This window comes from Campylobacter sp. IFREMER_LSEM_CL2256 (assembly GCF_025771645.1).
GTDB lineage: Bacteria > Campylobacterota > Campylobacteria > Campylobacterales > Campylobacteraceae > Campylobacter_D.
The window spans coordinates 1-2,577 of sequence record NZ_JAKMQQ010000024.1 but is presented as its reverse complement, the minus strand read 5'-3'; the positions used below and the strand labels follow the sequence as shown (position 1 = coordinate 2,577).

General features: G+C 27.0%; 1 protein-coding gene. It reads left to right on the top strand.

What is annotated here, in order from left to right:
* A partial coding sequence (locus tag L8U00_RS07720; RefSeq protein ID WP_263709102.1) for a hypothetical protein occupies positions 1 to 2,577 on the top strand: 2,577 nt, incomplete at both ends.

Genomic DNA, 2,577 nt, shown 5'->3' with positions numbered 1-2,577 from the left:
GGGGGGGGGGAACGATAATTTTCGTTTTAACTCAAACACTTTAAACTCTTTAAAAAACTATAAAAACTCTAATCTTTTAAAACTTTCTTTATTTGCTATTTTTTCCCTAAGTTCTTTAGAGGCAGCCACCCAAGCAAATTATGATAAAGCTTCTAATGCTTATGTTATTAAAGAGCATAAATTTAATAATAATGATGTATATGATTATAATCTTGATACCTATAAACTCTTAAGTGGTAAAAACTTCTATGGCCAAATGGCTACTAATAAAAACCTTTCAAATATCACTTTAATCTATGATAATCCTAAAGATAAAACTCATTCTAAAATGAATGATTTATATTTTAAACAAGACATACTCACTCCAAGTATTAAAGAAGATATTTTTGTAGTTAATGGCTTTCATAGTTCTAACTCAGCTAATACTACCCTAAATCAAATCAGCTATATACCTTTTTTAGTTTCTGCTTATACCTTTAATGCAAAAGCTAATAATAATACCTTAGTATTAAAAGCAGGAGAATTATCTTCAGTATATTATTTAAAACCTACTGATAAAGAAGTAATTAACCCTAAAGCTACGGGTTTAGATAATAAATATAATTTTCTAATCACTCCAGCTATAGCTAGAAAAGGTGAAGTAAGTAATAATACTTTAAACTTCTTAAAAGATGCCTATGTAAATATGGGTGTTGAAAACACCTATACCTTACCTTTAAATGGTGCTCCTTATATCTTAGGTGCTTTTGGCGTGGATGCTAATGCTAATAATAATACAGTTGTATTAAACAAGGGAGTAAAGATAGACTTTCATACTACCCCTTATAGACAAAGCATGTTAGGAGATAATATCTTTGATGAGAGAATGACTCATGTAACAGGAGCTATTACTTATAATGGCAATGCTAAAAATAATAAGGTTATTATAGATGGAGCTTCTTTATTAGTACATGGTCCAAGTGGAGCATATTCAACATCAGCTGCTACTCACTTAGGAGGAGCTTTTGTGGATGTTAATAATAACCAAAGCTATGAAGTAAGTAATAATAGCGTATTAATCAATGATTTAAAACTAGATTTAAGAGTAGATACTAAAAATACCCCATTAGCTTATAATGCTGTTTTAGTAGGAGAAATCTATGGGGGTAAAATCATACAAGGTAATGCTTATAAAAACACTATAGATATAAAAGACTTACAAACCTTATTAGCATTAAATACTAATGTAGAAGTAAAAGCACTCTTAGACTTTTATGCAGGTATGACTAATAATGGTATAGCTAATGATAATAATATTAATATTAATCTAAAAAAGCCATTTGAGATTAATTCTAATTTTACAGGTAAAAATGAGTTTAATCTTTATGGTGGGGTAGCTACTAAAGGAGCTAATAATAATAGTATTAATATCAATGGGGATTTAACTCAAGGCATTACTGTTGAAAACCATCAAGATAAAATTCAAATCACAGCAGCACAAACTCTAAGCTCTAAAGCAAATAATAATAGTATTAATATTAAAAACTCAAACATAGCTATACCTTTATACTTATATGGAGTAAGTAAGGTTAGTTTGGATAATAAAGATTATTATGCAAGTAGTGCTAATGCTAATAGTATAGTTTTAGATAATGTAAAATCAGGTAGAAATCTAACTGCTATTATAGAAGCTGATAATTTAGAAAAAAACACTATAAAATATAATCTTGTACAATCTTTATCGAATGCTTCTAATATAGATAAAGGTTCTAAAATCATTTTAAGAGCCAATGAAAGCGCTAATAATAATACTTTAAACATTAAAGATTATTCAAGTGCAGCTAGCTCTAATGTTTATGTTATTAATGCTAAAACTGAAAGTGCTAATAATACTTTTATCTTTGATAATTTAGCCCTAGGTACAGCTTCTGATAAAAGAGAAGGGGAAATAGTAATTAGTGCAGGTATAGCTAAGAATACTCATGATAATTATACTCATATAAATAATTTAAATATAGATGAGTATAAAAACAACAAAGCTATATTTATAAGCGCTTCTGGTGTATATAGTGAAAATGATAAAAGCTATAATAATACTTTATATCTAAGTGGTAATACTAATATTTTTAATAATACTAATATAGAAGTATTAGCAGGTAGCTTTTTACAAACTAAAGAAGATGATAACTTTGTATCAAAAGCTCTAATGCATAAAAGTGGTACTAATAATCATTTAGTATTAAATACAAGTATCAAAGCAAATACTATTAATAACTTTGATCATTATAGCTTTATCTTAAAAGATGATACTAAAACTTATTTAAGTGCTAAAGAAGCTATTAATCTTTCTAAAGATAGTTCTATTAATGTATATACTAACAATAATGTAAAAAATAAAAGCTTTATTTTAATGCAAAGTGAAAAAGGCTTTGTAGATGCAAACAATAAACATCTAAATCAAAAAGACTTACAAAGCTTATTAGAAACTATTACTAAAAACAATCAAAGCTTACATAAAAACATCAAAGCAAAAGTTCAAAAAGCTAAATACACTCTAAGTGTAAGTAAAGATGCAAAAAGCATAGTAGTGAATTTAAA